At 36.7% G+C, this 19,975-nt stretch carries 9 protein-coding genes; all 9 read left to right on the top strand.

What is annotated here, in order from left to right; all coding sequences use genetic code 11:
* Positions 1 to 2 precede the first annotated feature (2 nt).
* The gene (locus L0669_RS17845) at positions 3 to 2,147 is read left to right on the top strand and encodes a family 43 glycosylhydrolase (RefSeq protein ID WP_263759153.1); all 2,145 of its coding nucleotides are present in this window, start codon (positions 3 to 5) and stop codon (positions 2,145 to 2,147) included.
* Between the two features lie 45 nt (positions 2,148 to 2,192).
* Positions 2,193 to 3,404 (top strand): M24 family metallopeptidase, encoded by a 1,212-nt coding sequence (locus L0669_RS17840; RefSeq protein WP_263759151.1) that lies wholly within the window; start codon positions 2,193 to 2,195, stop codon positions 3,402 to 3,404.
* 403 nt (positions 3,405 to 3,807) lie between these two features.
* Positions 3,808 to 6,006, top strand: coding sequence for an alpha-galactosidase (locus L0669_RS17835; protein ID WP_263759149.1), 2,199 nt, complete (start codon positions 3,808 to 3,810; stop codon positions 6,004 to 6,006).
* A gap of 164 nt (positions 6,007 to 6,170) precedes the next feature.
* A complete protein-coding gene (locus L0669_RS17830) occupies positions 6,171 to 8,402 on the top strand; it encodes a DUF6055 domain-containing protein (protein WP_263759147.1) in 2,232 nt (743 codons plus the stop codon).
* A gap of 311 nt (positions 8,403 to 8,713) precedes the next feature.
* Positions 8,714 to 9,697 (top strand): helix-turn-helix transcriptional regulator, encoded by a 984-nt coding sequence (locus tag L0669_RS17825; protein ID WP_263759146.1) that lies wholly within the window; start codon positions 8,714 to 8,716, stop codon positions 9,695 to 9,697.
* On the top strand, positions 9,697 to 10,692 hold the full coding sequence (locus tag L0669_RS17820; RefSeq protein WP_263759144.1) for a helix-turn-helix domain-containing protein: 996 nt from the start codon (positions 9,697 to 9,699) through the stop codon (positions 10,690 to 10,692). The genes L0669_RS17825 and L0669_RS17820 overlap by 1 nt, the downstream gene beginning before the upstream one ends.
* Positions 10,693 to 11,177: 485 nt before the next feature.
* Entirely contained in the window at positions 11,178 to 12,173 is a 996-nt protein-coding gene (locus L0669_RS17815) for a helix-turn-helix domain-containing protein (protein ID WP_263759142.1), read from the top strand.
* Between the two features lie 460 nt (positions 12,174 to 12,633).
* On the top strand, positions 12,634 to 13,233 hold the full coding sequence (locus L0669_RS17810) for a PAS domain-containing protein (RefSeq protein WP_263759141.1): 600 nt from the start codon (positions 12,634 to 12,636) through the stop codon (positions 13,231 to 13,233).
* A gap of 684 nt (positions 13,234 to 13,917) precedes the next feature.
* Positions 13,918 to 19,821 carry a tail fiber domain-containing protein gene (locus L0669_RS17805; RefSeq protein WP_263759139.1) on the top strand — a complete coding sequence of 1,968 codons (5,904 nt, stop codon included), beginning with the start codon at positions 13,918 to 13,920 and terminating at the stop codon, positions 19,819 to 19,821.
* The last annotated feature ends 154 nt before the right edge of the window (positions 19,822 to 19,975 follow it).

The following is a 19,975-nucleotide window of genomic DNA, read 5'->3' as shown; positions in this document are numbered from 1 at the left end:
CAATGCTAAAAAATAATCTATTTTATTGTTTGATTATACTCGCTTTTTCGGGAACTGCATTTGCCCAAAAAGACATCACTGTAAACGCGCCCGGAGCTCAAAATCCTATTTTACCGGGCTGGTTTGCTGATCCTACCATTAAAAAGTTTGGCGATACCTATTATATCTATGCTACAACTGATAACGAAATGTTAGCATCCGGAGCGCCAACAGTCTGGTATAGCAAAGACTTTAAAAACTGGTACAATTATATCATGGAAATCCCTTCTTTTTCGGCAAAATCGATTACAAATTTTTGGGCTCCCGATATTGTAGTAGGAGACGATGGTAAATATTATTTGTATTTTGGAAACTGCGAAATGGGCTGTAATATTTACGGTTATGTTTCAAATACTCCCGTTGGACCATGGAAAAAATTGAGCGAACAGGATGTTCCGGTAATTTCAAACGGATATCCCAGAGAAGGTTATCCGTCTCTCGATGCACAGTTTTTTACTGATACCGATGGTAAAGTTTACGGTTACTGGGGAACCTGGGTACACTACAATGGCGGATATGCCGTAGGCGAATTAAATAAAAAAACAATGGGCGAAATGGTTCATTCAGCCAATATTCCGTTAGCGCAAACTCCGGAACCTTTTGAAGCCGCTTATATGATGAAAAAAGGTTCTAAATATATTTTAATGTATTCCGGAGCCTCTTGTCACGATGAAACTTACAATGTTCGTTATTCGTATTCTGATTCTCCTTACGGACCTTTTACGCCCGGAAAAAACAATCCGATTTTGAGTACCAATGAAGATCAAAGTGTACATGGTCCAGGGCATCATTCTGTTCTAAAAGAGAATGACGATTATTACATTGTGTATCATAAACACGATTATCCTATGACCCGAGGCGGACTTGCGAGACAGGTTTGTATCGATAAAATGATTTTCGAAAATGATTCGACCATTCAAAAAGTAGCACCAACAAGTAAAGGTATAAGTGATCTTATAAAATCGGCTGTACCTGAAGATATTGCTTTTGGTAAAACAACGACAGCATCGTCTTATTATCACTTAAAATCGACGCAATACGATTACGAATACAAACCTTCGTACGCGACAGATGATAATAATGCTACCATGTGGAAAGCTGCCGATAATACCACTCCACAACATTTAATTGTTGATTTAGGTTCAGAAAAAAAGATCAGAAGAATCATGACGCAATTTGAGTTTGCGAGTTATTATTACCAATATAAATTAGAATATTCTGTAAACGGAAAAAACTGGTTGTCGTATGCCGATAAATCTAAAAATCGTACAGCGGGAAGTCCAATGATTGATGATAATGATGTGAATGCGCGTTATATAAAACTAACCGTTTTAGCGACTGAAAAAACAGGATTGTACGCAGCAGTCTGGAACATAAAAGTGTACAGTTCATTATTCGATCTTCCGTTACGCTTAAAAAATAAAGCATCAAATACACCTCCTGCGGTAAAAAGTACTAAGCAATTATTAGTTGATCTTGATGCGTCTAAATTAGCGAACAAATCGGCTATAAATACCATTTCGAATAAAGGTTCGATTGGTGGAACTTTCACTAAAAGCGGCGAGATAACTTTAGAAAAATCAGAAGGAATTAAAGCTTTTCATTTTAAAAATGGTGCATTCACATTAGACAAAGCAGTTCCGAAATCTTTGGCTTGGAATGGTTCTTATACCGTTGGTACCTGGGTTAAAAATCCGGATGTTGCCAAAGAAGGAGAAATTTTGGCATCATGGTGCGATCGAAACGAATTTAATTTAGCCAATTCTTACAATGCTTTAGCGTACAACAGCGGAAGCTATGGCGCGGGAGTACATTTAGACGGTCATTTTGATATGAAATTTAATAAAGTTCCCGAAGCTAATAAATGGCATCATATCGTTTTAACTTTTGATGGCGTAGTAGAGAAAATATATGTAGATGGCGTTGTCGATAATTCGCAAACGATGCTTTTATCTTCTGCAATTGCTAAAGCCAAAATTATCATTGGAGCATCAGATATCGGAGAAAATTTCTCTGGTTTTATGGCTTCCTTACGTTTGTACGATTATGCGCTTAGTCAGGACGATTTACTTTTAGTAATGAAACAGACAAAACCTAAAACAGAGTAACCAATATTGATTAATTTAGCCTTTCATTATAAAAATACACAGAAAATGACAATAGGTATAGGCGGTTCGACGGCTGCAATCGAACTTGAAAAAATAGAAAACAGAACTCATGATGTGCAACCAATTCAGTTAGAGGAATATCTTGAGCGTATAAAGAAAGCAACCGGTTTAATGAAAGAGCTTTCTGTTCAGGCCATTTACCTTAACGCGGGAACCAATTTGTATTATTTTACAGGAACAAAATGGAATGCTTCTGAAAGAATGGTCGGTGCATTATTGTTTGATGACGGATCTTTAGAATATATAGTACCAAAATTTGAAGAAGGTACTTTTAAAAAATATATGAAAGTTCAGGCCAATATTAATTGTTGGGAAGAACATGAATCACCTTATATTTTGTTTGGTAAAATATTGAATGACAGAAGCTCTGAGTACGGAAGAATTGCTATTGATGAATCTTCCCCTTATTTTTTAGTAGATGGAGTTGCAAAAGCCAATACTTCATACGCTTATATAAATGCGCAACAAATTACAGCAGCTTGTAGAATGCAAAAATCGAAGAATGAAATTGCCATTATTCAAAAAGCAAAAGACATTACTATGGAGGTTCAGCGTGCTGCAGCCAAAATATTAAGACCCGGAATTACAGCTGACGAAGTGGTTGATTTTATTAATAAAGCACATATAAAAGCCGGAATACCTACGGGTTCTTATTTCTGTATTGTTTTGTTTACCGATGATACACAATATCCTCATGGCGTTTCGGTTCCTCAGCCTTTAAAAGAAAATGATGCCGTTATTATCGATACAGGCTGTAAACTTGAAGGTTATCTTTCTGATATTACGCGATCTTATACATACGGAACGCCTTCGGAAGAATATACAAAGATTTGGAATTTAGAGCAAAAGGTTCAATTTGCTGCTTTTGATGCTGCCAAAATTGAATCTTCCTGCGGATCTGTAGATGATGCGGCCAGAAAAACTTTGGCGGAAGCCGGACTTAGCCCGGATTATGATTTACCGGGATTGCCTCACAGAGTCGGCCACGGAACCGGATTAGACATTCATGAATTCCCATATTTAGTCCGCGGAAGCGAAATAAAACTAAAAGAGGGAATGGTCGTGAGTAATGAGCCCATGATATGCATTCCGGGGAAATTCGGAATCAGACATGAAGATCATTTTTACATGACCGAAAATGGAGCAAAATGGTTTACTACACCTATGCAAAGTGTTGAGAATCCTTTTGGGTATTAATTATTGATCTGTTTGTCTTTTCGAGGAATGAGAAATCTTCACAAGCAACTCTTTAAAGCAAAGGGGCTTAGATTAGTTTGTCATCTCGACGAAGGAGAGATCACATTAGAAAGTCGCCAATCTTTGTCGAGTTTCTAGTGTGATCCTTCGTTCCTCAGGATGACAAAAATGGGAAATAGTTCTTATGAAAACAATTGCCCTAGCCCCGATAGAAGTGGAAATCCTTTTGTGGCGGTGTTCGCCACAAAAGATTGGAACGGATAGCGGGATTAGCTCCTAAAAAAACACTATATCATTAGCAATCGAAATGACAAGATTGTGTTGAATGTTTGTGTTAAGATCTTAATATTTAATTATAAATACTGCAATTCATTACAGTATTAAATTTATAAAAAATAAAAAAATGAAGCGATTTTTACTTTTACTGACTATTATGTATTTACCTATTCAGGCGCAGGAAAGTTCAATAATTAAGATCGAGACTGAGGCTTCGGCTTTAGTTTTAAAAGTTGGCAAAAACAAAAAATTGTATCAGACGTATTTGGGAACAAAACTGAATAATAGTGCTGAATACGAAGCAGTTTCAAAAGAAAACACCAAGAATTTTGTGGTGAATGACGGAAATCCGTTAATTGATTTGCGCCACTCAGCATATCCCACTTTTGGAACTGATAATTTATTCGAACCCGCTATCAGAATCACTCATAACGACGGAAATCCTTCATTAGAATTAGAATATCAAAATCATACCATTCAAAAAATAGACAATAATACTGCTGAGATTATTATCAAATTAAAAGATCCTGAATATCCGGTTTTTGTTAATCTTCATTATAAAACATTCTATAAAGAAAATGTAATCGAATCGTGGACAGAAATCCTGCACAATGAGAAAAAACCGGTGATGCTGTACAATTACGCGTCATCAGCATTACATCTTGATGCTGATCAATATTGGCTGACTCAGTTTTACAGCGATGTGGTTGAAGAAGTGAGAATGGAGGAAAGTCAGTTGACAAGAGGCATTAAAGCGATCGATTCGAAACTGGGTGTTCGTACGAATATGTTTGCTTCGCCAAGTTTTTTTCTTTCTTTAAATTCAAAATCAGGCGAGAATACGGGCGAAGTGATCGCTGGTACAATTGCATGGTCAGGAAACTTTAAGTATACATTTGATATTGATAATAATAACGAACTCAGAATTATTTCAGGTATCAATGAATTTGCGTCAGAATATAATCTGGAACCAGGAAAAACCTTTAAAACGCCTGCATTTATTTATACGTTTTCGAATCACGGAAAAGGTCAGGCAAGTAGAAATTTGCATTCCTGGGCTAGAAAATACGGTCTTAAAGATGGTGAAAAACCACGCTTAACTTTATTAAACAACTGGGAAACGACTTTTTTTGATTTTGATGAAAATAAACTGGCCAATATGTTTACAGATGCCAAAACATTGGGCGTAGATATGTTTTTGCTGGATGACGGCTGGTTTGGTAACAAATACCCAAGAAGCGGTTCGACATCAGGTTTAGGAGACTGGCAGGCAACAAAGTCAAAATTGCCAAACGGAATTGGTTTTTTGATGGAACAAGCCCAAAAGACAAACGTAAAATTTGGTATCTGGATCGAACCGGAAATGATCAATGAAAAGACAGAATTATACGAAAAACATCCGGATTGGGTATTGAGTTTGCCTAACAGAGAAAAGAGCATTTATCGTACGCAATTGGTTCTTGATTTATGCAATCCGCAGGTTCAGGATTTTGTTTTTAAAGTGGTAGACGATATTATGCAAACGAAATCAGGAGTTGCTTTTTTTAAATGGGATTGCAACCGTATGATGACAAGCGCTTACTCGACTTACTTAAAAAATCAGCAATCGCATTTGTTTATAGAATATACAAAAGGTTTGTATAAAGTGCTTGACCGTATCAAAGCCAAATATCCAAATTTGCCCATGATGCTTTGTGCCGGTGGCGGAGGAAGAGTCGATTACGGAATGCTGAATTATTTTACTGAGTTTTGGGCAAGTGACAACACAGATCCTTTTGATCGTGTTTTTATACAATGGGGATATTCTAATTTTTATCCGGCATTGGCGACTTGTAATCACGTGACCTCTATGGGAAATCAGTCGATTAAATTTAAAACCGATGTTGCCATGATGGGGAAATTAGGCTTTGATATTCACGTAGGAGGTTTAAAACCAAACGAATTGCAATTTTGCCAGCAGGCAGTTTCTAATTACAAAAGGTTAAGTCCGGTAATCTGGCAAGGCGATTTGTACCGATTGATTTCGCCTTATGACGAAAGCAGAGCGGTATTAATGTACGTTAGTCAGGACAAAAGTAAGTCGGTAGTTTTTTCTTATACTTTGCATCCGCTAACAGATCCTAATTATAGTCTGGTTAGATTAGAAGGACTTGATCCTTTAAAAAAATACAAAGTCGAAGAAATTAATATCATGCCGGAAGCCAAAAATACTTTTGAGGCATCTGGAAATGTTTTTTCAGGAGATTTCCTGATGAAAGTAGGAGTAAAAGTTTCTTCTGCAAAACAGGAAAGCAGTGTTGTACTAGAGATTACAGCTGTTGATTAATTTTTGAAATTGTAATTATGTAACTTATTGTAAAACAGAAAGGTGTGTTTAATAAAATAGGTAAAATAGTATTAAATGTAGATAATATTGTCTTATAAAGATATTAGTGTTGTTTTTACATTTACAAAAGAATGCTATTTCTTAACCTATTAATTAAATAAACTATGAAAAAACTTTTACTACTAGTTGTCGTTTTTCTATCCAGTTATTTTGCAATTGCACAGAAAACGCTTTTTACTCCCACAGAATGGAGTGACCCCAATAATGAATTTTATAATAAAGTATCTAACACCAGAAAGTACGAGTCTACGAACTTTGTGCTTTATTGGGGAGATAAGGTAGGAACGAATCCTGCGGCTTACGCCGATGCTGCTTTACGATTTACGCCAAAATCGGTAGCAGATACGCTCGAAACTAGCTTTAAACGCTACATAACCGATTTGCATTTTGTAAATAATGCCCCAACAACCAATTTCGGGAAATATAAGATCATTATTATGATGATGAATACCTGGAATTCTACAGATCCCAGATTAGAAGCTTTTGCGCAAGCGAGTTCATTTAGTAATACTATTGGCGCTATGTTCGTACATCCAGAAGCCACGAGAGATGGCGGCGCATTATCGCATGAGTTTGCCCACACGCTGCAAATGATGATGAGCATTCAGGAAAATCCGGGTGCGGGGAGAGCATTTGCCGGATACGATTGGGCGAGTCCGTTTTATGAAGGACATGCCAATTTTATGCGCGCTCAGGCTTATCCGCAATGGGCAGAAATTGACGGAACTTTGACCCGCTGGATACAAACCAAACATTTTATGTGGTCGTCTAACCGACATCATTACACCAATTTTCATTTAATGTATTATGTTCAGGAAAAAGAAGGATTTGATTTTACCAGAAGAATGTGGGCTGAATCGATGAATGAAGAACATCCTCTTGAAACCATTAAGAGACTGAAAGGTTTTACACAAGATCAGCTTGATGATTATCTTTGGGGATATGCACAACGACAACCGGCATTTGATTATCCGATTCAATGGAATTCTCAGATAAATACAACGAGTAATTTCGGGAAAACCATCAGAAACGTTTACAATGCGATAAAAACAAACATGCCACGTTATACCAGCAGGCAATATACTTTGCTGACAAAAGTTACAGGAACAACAGATCAATATTATACCAATAATGATTGGGCTCCGCAAGATTACGGAATGAATTTAATTCCGTTATACCCAACCTGTACAGGAACTCAAAAGAAAGTTACGATTAAATTTAAAGGACATTCAGAAGTTAATGCAACTCAGGCAGGATGGCGTTATGGTTTTGTAACCACCAAAACGGATGGTACAATATCACGTTACAGCCCAATGTATAAAACCGATGGAGAGGCTTCGTTTACACTTAATACATCAACAGAAGCGAATATTTATCTGGTTGTTTTTGCAGCACCAAAAGTGCACGTTAATTACAATATGGATGTGGGTTATCCAAAACAAAGAAGATATCCTTATGAACTAAAAATTGCCAATGCGACTCCTGAAGGATTTCAGCCGGCAGCTGATTTTAGAAGTTTTCTTAAAACAAACGGACATTTGCATACAAATGGCGGAGGCTGGGTGTCCAACAATGCAACTGTAGCCTCTACGGTATACGTAGGTCCTTACGCAATTGTAAGAGGTGGAACTATTTCAGGAAATGCGCGTATAGATGATTATGCTATGGTAGATGGCGGAACTATAAACGGCAATGCGATTGTAAGAGGAAATGCTTGTGTATACAATGCAACGTTATCTAATAGCGCGATTGTAGAAGGTAATGCCTGGATGGAAGGTGGTTCCGTAAAAAATACGGCCAATATAAAAGGAAATGCAATGTTGTTCGCAGGAGATTTTGGAAGTTCAGTTGTTGTAGGCGGCGATGCAGAAATTGGCAGCTGCTCTACGCCAGGTGTTTATTTGCAGTTTCCGTACTGGAGAAACGGAAGAGACAATTGCGATGGTAAGGGTGCCAGTGATACATCAAATATCGACATCAATGCAACATTTACCAATTTTACCGCTGCACAAATGGCGTTTAGCACAACATCCAATTGTACGGTAACTACGCTTAGCGCCAATAAAGTAGCAGCTGATCCGGAAACAGATTTAAATGTTTTCCCAAACCCGACAAAAGGAAACCTCAACATTTCTTTTTTACAAACAGAACAACAAAAAGTAACGATTGCATTGTTTGATATTAACGGACAAAAAATAGCTACAATTACAGATAAAGTATACGAGGCGGGCAAAATAGATATTGCCTACAACTGCAGTTATTTGCTTAAAGGCGTTTACCTGCTTAACATTCAAAGAGGAAGTGAAATTATCAGTAAATCATTTTTGAAAGAGTAATCTGGGTTTGACATTCAATACAAATTATTATTTCTTATAAACAGAAACGCTATAAAGTTACCTTATAGCGTTTTTTTATTGCAATAAAAGCAAATTAAAAACCAGAATAAGATAAAAACCAAATGATTTGCCATCTTTAAAAAACAGCATCTTAATGCGTACGAAAGATTATTCTTAGCCTTATATTTAAATGTATAATTAGAAAACGAAGTAATTCTGTACTAAAATATTTAGTTCTCCGTAAAAAAGAATGTGAAAAAAAATCTATTTTTGTTAATTAAAATTCCACACAAAAACATTTTATCAGGAGAATGAAAAAAATCACGCACCATTACGGAGTAGAATTAGATTGGGTTGAACCATTTGCTTTAGGATTTGAGGGCACGGTTGAAGGCAATTTTATTGTAGTACCGGATCATATTCATACTGGCGACCGATATGTTTTAAATCTGGGAAATGGTATTTCGGTTCTTTATGTAGATGTTGTGTACAATTCTGAAATTCATTTAAGACAAGAAAACAAAACAGATGATTTTGTTGGACTGTATTATAACCTTACAGAAGGAGAAGCGGTAGTTTTATGCGATGATGTTTCGAATCCTATTGGAAGATGGAATTATAACCTGGCAATTCTCGACAGTACTTTACACTCTGATTATATTGTTAAGGAAGGAAGCAAAACTTTTGCTGTTTGTATTTTTATAAAAAAGGATCTAATAAAAGAATATTTTCAGGACAATCCGTCGCTAAAAGAACATGCCGACGACATTTTAAATCCGGAATTAAATACGATTGTTAAGTTTACCAGAATGAGCAATGATAGCTATAATCTTTTAACAAATTTGCGCAATCACGAAGTAGGAGGAACAGTGTTCGATCTTTATTTAAGAGGAACGGTTCAGAATCTCTTAGCAGAATATATTGAAAAAATGACCTTTGAGGAGATTGTAATTGATAAGATTAACGAACACGATTTAACGTATATTATAAAATCTCAATCGTATTTAGTAGAAAATCTCAATCAATTATTTCCAAGTATCGAGTTTCTGGCTCAGCAAGCAAACATGTCAGATTCTAAATATAAAAAACTGTTTAAAAAGATTACCGGAATGACACCCAACTCTTTCTTTTTAAATAATAAACTTGTAGAAGCAAAACGACTTTTGCAAGAACGACAACTTAATATTGCAGAGGTTTCGGATCGTTTAAACTTCACGAACAGTTCCTACTTTGCTGCAAAATTCAGAGAATTTTTCGGAATGTCGCCTAAGGATTTTGTTAAACAACTAGAATAATGTTAGAGGTTCGTCACATATATTCTTTGACTCCCGAATGGCTGTACGATAATGTAACACAGCTAGGAGAAGGCGCAGAAGTTATTGACGGAAAACTAACCGTAATGCCGGAACTGGCTGATGGCGGATTTTTCTTTACACAAGTTTCACCAGGACTTTCGGTGGTACTTTTAGATTTAACTTTTAAGAAACCCATTCGCATAAGAAGATTAGCCTCAAACAACGATTTGTATATCATACATTATGATTTTAGTGATGAAATAAATCTTATTCATGTTGACGGTGTAAAACACAAAATAGGGTACAAGGCCAATCTGGGACTTGGAGTCGTAGATAATGCGATTGAAAATATTTTTGAACCTGTTGTAGGAGAGCGCGTATTTGCAATGCGTTTGCTTGTTAGCAAAGATTTATTAAGTGTATCGATTGCAAATAGAAATGCAAAAGATATTAGTAAACGTAAAATTAAGAGTGATAAAAAAACGCTTTTTTTTTACGATCATATCGATAGCAAAAGCAAGCTCATCATGCACGCTATAAAAAGCAAATCTTTCTTAGATCCCGCATTCGAAATTTACTTGCAAGGCGTGAGCTTACGATTGCTGGCAAAGTTTATCAACAGATATTCGAATCTTGCCCAAATGCTGCATCATATTCCTGAAAAAGAAGTAACATCTTTAGATCTTACAAAAGAGTATATGCTAAACAATTTACTCGACGGATTTCCCGGAGTCGATATGCTCGCAGAATTGGCAGGAATGTCGGTTACAAAATATAAATCTTTGTTTAGAAAGATGTTTATCACAACTCCAAATCATTTTTTTATCCGACAAAAAATGATCTTAGCCAATGAGCTTCTTAAAAGCGAAAATTTTCTTGATATATCAGAGATTGCACGCAAATTAAACTACACTAAAGTAAGCAAGTTCTCATTAGCCTACTCCCAACAATTTGGAAGAAAACCTGTGGATGATTTTTTAAAGTCAGAATTTTAGAATTAAACCCCTTCTTTTTTATCTGCAAATTCTACGATTATAATTTATATTAAAGTCATTCAAAGTTTAATCAATTATTACTTCTATTAATAGTATTTATTAGTATTACAAATTTTCAAAATGTCTTAATCTGGTGTTTATATGACGTATTTGGACTAAATTTTTATGTCTATTTGCAACGTAATTATTTAGAAAAACTAAGGTCGAAATATCTTTTTGAGAATCATCTACAATGATATTTTAGAACTTTTTATCGAAATTATTGTGCTCTCGTAATTTTGGTAAAATTTAAAATGAATACTTGTTATTTCCATCAATAGCAAATCATTTTCTATTCGTAATCCCTCATTTTTTCTTTCTAATTAACTCATAAAAGCAAGGCATTGTCATGCTTTCTCATAATTTAATTTTTAAAAATAGATTCCATTTATAATGGGACATAAGATTCTTGAAATATTTTCAAAAGTCTTAATTAAACATTTAGAATGATGATTGAAATTACTCACACTTATTCTTTATCCTCAAATTGGCTAAAGGAACTCGCAGAACAATTCAATGTAGAATTAATTGATGAAAAATTATTAGTTGTTCCAAATGAATTGGCAGATGGAGGATTTTTTTTCACCACCATAACACCCGGACTTTCGGTAGTACTTTTAGACGTAACCTTTAATCAAAGTATACATTTAAGAAGACTTAAATCAGATAATGATTTGTTTATAATACATTATGATTTTAGCGACGAAATGAATTTGATCTATATTGAAGGCATTGAGCACAAAATAGGCTATAAGGCCAATCTTGGGTTAGGTGTTTTTGATAATGCGATAGAAAATGTGTTTCAACCTGTTATTGGTGAGCGTGTTTTTGCCATGCGATTAATCGTAAGCAAAGAATTATTAAGTACATCTATAGCCAAATCTGATATAGAAAATCCCGCTAAAAGAAAGATAAAAAGCGATAAGAATACACTCTTTTTCTATGACCATATTGATAGTAAAAGCAAACTGATTATGTATGCCATAAAAAACAAATCATTCTTAGATCCCGCATTCGAAATTTATTTAAAAGGAGTGAGTTTAAGATTATTGGCCAAATTTATCGACAGATATTCGAATCTTGCCCCAATGCTGCATCATATATCTGATAAAGAGTCCGAAGCTTTAAATCTGGCTAAAGATTATATGATGAACAATTTATTCAGTGTATTTCCGGGTGTTTTGTTTTTGGCTGAAATATCAGGAATGTCGGTTACAAAATTTAAATTTTTATTTAAAAAGAGGTTTGTAAGTACGCCAAAGAATTTCTTTTTAAGAGAAAAAATGATTTTAGCGAATGAACTCCTTAAGAGTGAGAATTTTATGAAATTGTCTGATGTTGCCCGGGAATTAAATTATTCAAAACCAAGTCTGTTTTCGGGAGTATATTTTCAGCAATTTGGCAGAAAACCTTCGGAAGATTTTGTTAGTTCAAATTATTAATGTTAGAAAACATTGTAAGCCCAATTTAATGCCTTATTCTGTTATTATTTGGGCTTCAATAGAAAAAAAATGCACGTTACTTTGGTAAATAATTAACCTTAAAGCCGCATACAATTATGAATTAAAAAGAGTTACTATTATTGTTCTTGAGATTTTTGGAGAAATCAACAAAACCTAATGGCTAAATCAAATTTAGTAATTAGGTTTTTTCTATTTAAAAAACACAATTTTAAAATATTGACCAATAAGAAAAGAGGATTCAATAATGTCTTAATGTGATGTTTATTGGGCGTAACTTATCTATAGCTATACTTTTCTTTGTGTTGTAATACTTATAGAATTAGAATGTTTATTTAGTTTTTAAAGTATTACGGGAGAAATTAAAATGGAAAAACAGAATAGATGGAGGTTCTGTTTCAATATTATTTTTAAAACAGTAATTCGTTAAATAAGAATAAGAATGGAATTAAATTTAGAAAAAATCACTGCAGCAATTAAACGTTTATTACCTCAAAGAAAACTAAGCGATATAGATGGATCTTCTAAAACAACACCAATGAGAAATGGCAGTTTATCTTTTAAGCTGAACGATCCTTTTATAACTAATTTAAGAGACGAAGAAATAAGGTCTAAAATTTACGACCAGCGAAGCCGGGTTGCCTTAGAAGCTTCTGCTGCCGGAATTTGGGATTGGGATATACCCACCAATGTTGTTTTTTATTCATCAGAATCCTTAAAACTATTAGGATTAGATTCTAATGATGTATTTGACAATTTAGAACTTTGGGACAGAGCCTTACATCCCGAAGATCTTCATAAATATTACGCTGCTATTGATAATCATTTAGATGGAAAAACCTCTTATTTTGAAAATCAACACAGGGTTTTAACTTCCAACGGAAAATACAAATGGATTATGAGTCGCGGTAAAGTTATAGAACGTGATAGTCAAGGAAAACCATTAAGACTTGCCGGAACTCATACAGATATTTATTTTCAAAAAGAAAGAGAACTTACATTGATAAGAAACAGTAAATTTTTTGTTTCTAAAAAACGATAAACAAAACGTACTGTTGTATAATAGATTTTAAACGGAGTTGCCACGGAAATTTTTCTTTGGCAACTTTTTTTGATTTGTATATTGGTTCAAATAATGGCAAATATATCTATGTGTTTTTTTATTTGTAAAGAGACATTTTTCGTCTTTTTTAATCTTTTAATGTTTTCGTTTCTACCTCAGCATTTTAATTTTTCTATTATTTATTAAAGTAGAAAGCATATAAAAAAATTACGATTTAATGACGTGTTTTAACCAAATTCGTAGGTTTATTTTTATGATTTAAGTCTTTTTAATCTAAATATAGCCTTTTACATGTCTTGAATATTTCACAGTTACAGCCTTAAAAGTATGGTTTTCTTTTTCCGTGCAAAATAATTTAAGCATCGAACAATCATAATGTTAAAAATTTGTGGAATTGATAATTCAGAAGCCTTGTAAACTTTTTTCATTGCTTAAAAATCAGTATAAAACCTAAATGTGTCTTAAAGTGGTGTTTTTTTGACGTTTACAGGCTATCGAAATATCTTCCTTTGTCATGTAATAATTTATGTTATTTCTCAAAACAAAAAATTCTATAAACAACTTACTTGTCTTTCAATTATTAAGAGAGCATTAATTGAAGCAAATGTTTAGGTTTTGAAAGTGTAACGTAAAGTTCAGTTTATTAATTTAAAGATTAACGCTATGCAAATTAAGAATACTTTTCTAGGAGTTATAGGTTTACTGTTGTTCTCAACAGTATCTTATGGTCAGGTTGGAGTAGGAACCTTAAGCCCGGAACAATCCTCTCAGTTAGATGTTACCGCTACAAACAAAGGTATATTGATACCTCGTTTAAAACTAACGCAAATTTCATCACAAGCACCTGTAATTGGTACAGCTGCAGTGAGTTTATTAGTTTATAATACAGAGACAATTAATGATGTTACACCCGGTTTTTATTACTGGAATGGAGTAAAATGGGTAAGAATTATTAGTAAAGACGAAATAGGTAGTTTTAGAGAAACGATTACTTCTTTGGTCAACAATGGCAACGGAACATATACCTATTCAAACGAAGCGGGTACAATAACTACCGTTGAGATTGCTAAAGATGTAAAGTCATATGAAACATTAACATCATTAGCATACAATTCATCAACACAGATTTTGACTTATAAAGATGAAGATGAAAAAACACATGAAATTACTTTAGCAGGTTTATCAGGTCCAAGAGGGGCAGCCGGTCCACAAGGTCCTGAAGGTTTACCTGGACTTGCAGGAAAAGATTTCAAATATGAAGATTTCACACCGGAACAATTAGTTGGATTAACTGGACCTCAAGGTATAGCAGGAGCCAATGGTGCACAAGGTCCTCAGGGATTACAAGGTATTGCCGGAGCAAATGGAGCTGATGGTATAAACGGTATTGATGGAAAGGATTTTAAATATGAAGATTTTACACCAGAGCAGTTAGTAGGTTTAACTGGTCCAGAAGGAGCAGCTGGCGCACAAGGTCCTCAAGGATTACAAGGTGTTGCCGGAGCAAATGGAGCAAATGGAGCTGATGGAACTAACGGTACTAATGGTATCGATGGAAAAGATTTTAAATACGAAGATTTCACGCCAGAACAATTAGTTGGTTTAACTGGCCCTCAAGGGATAGCAGGAACAAATGGTGCTGATGGCGCGCAAGGTCCTCAAGGATTGCAAGGTGTTGCCGGAGCAAATGGCGCTGATGGAACTAAAGGAGTTGATGGTGCAAACGGAACAAATGGTATTGATGGAAAAGATTTTAAATATGAAGATTTCACACCAGAACAATTAGTTGGTTTAACTGGACCTCGAGGTATAGCAGGAACAAATGGAACTGATGGCGCACAAGGTCCTCAAGGACTGCAAGGTGTTGCTGGAGCAAATGGAGCTGACGGTACAAATGGAACTAATGGTATCGATGGAAAAGATTTTAAATATGAAGATTTCACACCAGAGCAATTGGTTGGTTTAACTGGACCTCAAGGTACAGCTGGAACAAATGGTGCTGATGGCGCACAAGGTCCTCAAGGATTACAAGGTGTTGCCGGAGCTGATGGAACTAATGGTATCGATGGAAAGGATTTTAAATATGAAGATTTCACACCAGAACAATTAGTTGGTTTAACTGGACCTCAAGGTATAGCAGGAAAAAATGGAACTGATGGCGCACAAGGTCCTCAGGGATTACAAGGTGTTGCTGGGGCAAATGGAGCTGATGGTACAAACGGAACTAATGGTATTGATGGAAAAGACTTTAAATACGAAGATTTTACGCCAGAACAATTAGTTGGATTAACTGGTCCACAAGGTGTAGCAGGAACAAATGGAACTGATGGAGCACAAGGTCCTCAGGGATTACAAGGTGTTGCCGGAGCTAATGGAGCTGATGGAACTAACGGAGTTGATGGAGCAAACGGTACAAATGGTATTGATGGAAAAGATTTTAAATATGAAGATTTCACACCAGAGCAATTAGTTGGATTAACAGGTCCTCAAGGTATAGCTGGAACGAATGGAACTGATGGTACAAACGGAGTTGATGGAAAAGATTTCAAATACGAAGATTTTACACCAGAACAATTAGTAGGTTTAACAGGTCCTCAAGGTATAGCTGGAACCAATGGAATTGATGGCGCACAAGGTCCTCAAGGATTACAAGGTGTTGCTGGAGCGAATGGAATTGATGGAAAAGATTTTAAATATGAAGATTTCACGCCAGAACAATTAGTAGGATTAACAGGCCTTCAAGGTGTAGCAGGAACCAATGGAGCTGATGGCGCACAAGGTCCGCAAGGATTACAAGGTGTTGCTGGGGCAAATGGAGCTGACGGTACAAATGGTATTGATGGAAAAGATTTTAAATATGAAGATTTCACACCAGAGCAATTAGTTGGTTTAACCGGTCCAGAAGGAGCAGCTGGCGCACAAGGTCCTCAAGGATTACAAGGTGTTGCCGGAGCGAACGGAGTTGATGGAGCAAACGGAACAAACGGAACTGACGGAAAAGATTTTAAATATGAAGATTTCACACCAGAGCAATTAGTTGGATTAACAGGTCCTCAAGGTACAGCCGGAACTAACGGTACTGATGGAGCACAAGGTCCTCAGGGATTACAAGGTGTTGCCGGAGCAAATGGAGCTGACGGAACTAATGGTATTGACGGAAAAGATTTTAAATATGAAGATTTTACACCAGAACAATTAGTTGGCTTAACAGGTCCTCAAGGTACCGCAGGAACAAATGGTACTGATGGAGCACAAGGTCCTCAAGGATTACAAGGTATTGCGGGAGCAAATGGAGCTGATGGTACAAACGGTACTAATGGTATCGATGGAAAAGATTTCAAATATGAAGACTTTACACCAGAACAATTAGTTGGCTTAACTGGTCCACAAGGTATAGCAGGAACTAATGGTGCTGATGGCGCACAAGGTCCTCAAGGATTGCAAGGTGTTGCCGGAGCAAATGGAGCTGACGGTACAAACGGAACGAATGGTATTGACGGAAAAGATTTTAAATATGAAGATTTCACACCAGAACAATTAGTTGGATTAACTGGACCACAAGGTACAGCAGGAACTAACGGTACAAATGGTATCGATGGAAAAGATTTTAAATATGAAGATTTTACACCAGAACAATTAGTTGGATTAACTGGTCCACAAGGTATAGCTGGAGCAGCTGGAGCAGCTGGCGCACAAGGTCCTCAAGGATTACAAGGTGTTGCTGGAGCAAATGGAGCTGACGGTGCTGTAGGAGCAACAGGTCCTCAAGGATTGCAAGGTATTGCTGGAACTGACGGAAAAGATGGAGTTGATGGCGCAGTTGGTCCGCAAGGTCCAATAGGATTGACAGGAGCAAGCGGAGCACAAGGTCCAAAAGGAGATGATGGTGCTGTAGGAGCAACAGGTCCTCAAGGATTGCAAGGTATTGCTGGAACTGACGGAAAAGATGGAGTTGATGGTGCAGTTGGTCCACAAGGTTTAGCTGGAGCTACCGGAGCGCAAGGTCCAATAGGATTAACTGGAGCACAAGGTCCAAAAGGAGATGATGGTGCTGTAGGAGCTACAGGTCCTCAGGGATTACAAGGTATTGCGGGAACTGACGGAACTGACGGAACTGATGGAAAAGATGGAAAAGATGGAGTTGATGGCGCATTTGGTCCGCAAGGTTTAGCTGGAGCTACTGGAGCGCAAGGTCCAAAAGGAGATGACGGTGCTGTAGGAGCAACAGGTCCCCAAGGATTGCAAGGTATTGCTGGAACTGACGGAAAAGATGGAGTTGATGGCGCAGTTGGTCCGCAAGGTTTAGCTGGAGCTACAGGAGCGCAAGGTCCAAAAGGAGATGACGGTGCTGTAGGAGCAACAGGTCCCCAAGGATTGCAAGGTATTGCGGGAACTGACGGAAAAGATGGAGTTGATGGTGCGGTTGGTTCACAAGGTTTAACAGGAGCTACCGGAGCGCAAGGTCCAATAGGATTGACAGGAGCTACCGGAGCGCAAGGTCCAATAGGATTGACAGGAGCTACTGGCGCGCAAGGTCCAAAAGGAGATGATGGTGTTGTAGGAGCAACAGGACCTCAAGGATTGCAAGGTATTGCTGGAACTGACGGAAAAGATGGAACTGATGGTGCAGTTGGTCCACAAGGTTTAACTGGAGCTACCGGAGCGCAAGGTCCGATAGGATTAACTGGTGCTGCTGGTCCAAAAGGAGATAAGGGAGATGCAGGTGCAATAGGAGCAACAGGTCCTCAGGGATTGCAAGGTATAGCAGGTCCTGCTGGAGCAAAAGGTGATACTGGGGCTCAAGGTCCAATTGGTTTAACTGGTGCAACGGGAGTTGCGGGTCCACAAGGTTTAACCGGAGCTACTGGAGCGCAAGGTCCAAAAGGAGATGATGGAGCAAGAGGTTTAACCGGAGCTGCAGGTGCACAAGGTCCGATTGGTTTAACAGGTGCAACTGGTGTTGCTGGTCCAAAAGGAGATAAGGGAGATGTTGGTGCAACAGGAGCAACAGGTCCTGCAGGTAATCCAGCGCCAGTTTACACGGCTGGTACAGGTATAGCAGTAGATAATACAAACCGTATAATATCTGCTTTAAACACAACCAATTTATGGAATGCAAACCAATTGCAAGGTCGACCAATAAATACAGCCGCACCAACAGGGAATCAAGTTTTATCATGGAGCGGTACAGATTGGAGACCGGCAACTATAGCAGTTAATGAACCATGGAGAGTAGCTGGTACAACAAATGAAGCCAATGCAAATACTCAGAATATTTACCAAATGGGTAGTGTAAGTATTGGAACTACAGCTGCATCAGCATATAAATTTAATGTTTTTGGCGGAGATCAGTTAATTAACGGATCAGTTACACCAACCTTAAACTTTCTTAGCAATGGTGTTGGTAATACAAATGCTAACGCACAAGGTAGAATAAGTTTTTGGGAAGCTGGTGCAGAAAACACATGGGGTGGAGGAATAGAATTTATAAGTCCGGCTGCTTCAGCAATGAATACGTTAGATGTTTATGGGGTTACTTCAGGAGTTAAAAAAACAGTAGCAAGTTTTGATGTACAAAACGGAAGATTAGGTATCGGAATTTCTGCTCCAACAAAAGAATTAAGTGTTGTAGGGAATGCTGTAATTTCTAAATCATTACAAGTCGATGGAGAAAATTTAGGAAACGGAACAACAAGAACTGGTTTGTATTTTGGACCTACGACAAGTGGTGAAGGAATATCTTCTAATAGAGCAACTGCCGCAAATGGAAATGTAAGTGGTTTAGATTTTTGGACGGGCAACATTAAACGTATGTCTATTTTAAATAATGGAAATATAGGTATTGGTAAACTAGATGCAGGTCAAAAATTAGATGTTGCAGGTACAATTAGAGGTGCTGTTATGCATATTAATAACGGACTTACATCAGGAAATTATGCTGATCCGGCTGAACTTAATTTTATTCGAAATGCTGCAAATGACAGATGGATTATAGGATCATCTCTTAACGGAAGAGGGAATGACTTTTTCGAATTGGTTCATATAAATGGAGCAGGGATTTTTACTAATAGAGCTTTGGTTTATAACAGAGTAAATAGTAGTATGGCTATTAATCAGGCTGATGCAAATGCTTCATTTAGATTTTATGTAAATGGTGCTGCAGGAGGAACAACAACCTGGGCTCAATCATCAGACAGAAGATATAAAAAAGACATTACTCCAATTACAAACGCTTTAGAAAAAGTAATGAAAATTAACGGAGTAGGTTATAACTGGAGAACAGATGAATTTAAAGAAATGAGTTTTGATCAAAAACACCAATTGGGGGTTATAGCTCAGGATATCGAAGCCATATTACCAGAAGCTGTTACGGTTGATGATAAAGGATATTACTCGGTTTCTTACACCACTTTAATTCCTGTACTTGTTGAAGCTGTAAAAGAGCAACAAAATGAAATTGTATTAAAAGATAAAAAGTTGCAAGAGTTAGAACAAACTCAAAAGAAACAACAAGCAGAATTAGAAGACTTAAAAAATGCTGTAAAACAGTTATTGTCTAAAAAATAATTAAAATAGAATTAGCACAGTCTTTTTTAAGGCTGTGCTCAATTTTATCCCCTTTTAGAAAAGAGAGTACGATCAATTTAATGACTCGTATGTTCTTTGAATAATCGCTAATATTTTGGTTTTGAGTAATATGATTGTTGCTAAAAAAGCAATC

Source organism: Flavobacterium bizetiae (genome assembly GCF_024271895.1).
In the GTDB taxonomy this organism is placed as follows: domain Bacteria; phylum Bacteroidota; class Bacteroidia; order Flavobacteriales; family Flavobacteriaceae; genus Flavobacterium; species Flavobacterium bizetiae.
Note: the sequence above shows the minus strand (reverse complement) of the source record. Positions and strands in the feature narration are given on the sequence as shown.

What these genes read in the sequence shown, in the direction of transcription:
- L0669_RS17845 (WP_263759153.1), top strand. Translation starts at nt 3, where the DNA reads ATGCTAAAAAATAATCTATTTTATTGTTTGATTATACTCGCTTTTTCG.
- L0669_RS17840 (WP_263759151.1), top strand. Translation starts at nt 2,193, where the DNA reads ATGACAATAGGTATAGGCGGTTCGACGGCTGCAATCGAACTTGAAAAA.
- L0669_RS17835 (WP_263759149.1), top strand. Translation starts at nt 3,808, where the DNA reads ATGAAGCGATTTTTACTTTTACTGACTATTATGTATTTACCTATTCAG.
- L0669_RS17830 (WP_263759147.1), top strand. Translation starts at nt 6,171, where the DNA reads ATGAAAAAACTTTTACTACTAGTTGTCGTTTTTCTATCCAGTTATTTT.
- L0669_RS17825 (WP_263759146.1), top strand. Translation starts at nt 8,714, where the DNA reads ATGAAAAAAATCACGCACCATTACGGAGTAGAATTAGATTGGGTTGAA.
- L0669_RS17820 (WP_263759144.1), top strand. Translation starts at nt 9,697, where the DNA reads ATGTTAGAGGTTCGTCACATATATTCTTTGACTCCCGAATGGCTGTAC.
- L0669_RS17815 (WP_263759142.1), top strand. Translation starts at nt 11,178, where the DNA reads ATGATGATTGAAATTACTCACACTTATTCTTTATCCTCAAATTGGCTA.
- L0669_RS17810 (WP_263759141.1), top strand. Translation starts at nt 12,634, where the DNA reads ATGGAATTAAATTTAGAAAAAATCACTGCAGCAATTAAACGTTTATTA.
- L0669_RS17805 (WP_263759139.1), top strand. Translation starts at nt 13,918, where the DNA reads ATGCAAATTAAGAATACTTTTCTAGGAGTTATAGGTTTACTGTTGTTC.